The organism is Pseudomonas sp. PME37.24/025 (assembly GCF_055556615.1).
The window spans coordinates 1-243 of the sequence record NZ_JBVHNK010000438.1; the positions used below are offsets into that span (position 1 = coordinate 1).

Sequence of the window (243 nt, forward strand, 5' to 3'; positions counted from 1 at the left end):
TGTGCATACGTTGCTTATCTCCAATGCTTCAGGTGGTATGAACGAAAAATTTGAGGTGGGTGATCTGATGATCATTACGGACCACATCTATTTGCAACCAGAGCATCCTCTGCGCGGCAAAAACTATCCGGAGCTCGGGCCGCGTTTCCCGAATATGAATCGCGCCTACGCTCCTGAGCTGGTAGAGAAAGGACTCGCCATAGCCAAAGCCAATAACATAACCTGCCATACCGGAGTATACGT

Annotated in this window: 1 protein-coding gene; it reads left to right on the plus strand. The window is 49.4% G+C overall.

Annotation, left to right across the window (positions count from 1 at the left end):
- A partial coding sequence (locus ACZ3HH_RS30985; RefSeq protein WP_465810531.1) for a phosphorylase family protein occupies window positions 1-243 on the plus strand: 243 nt, incomplete at both ends.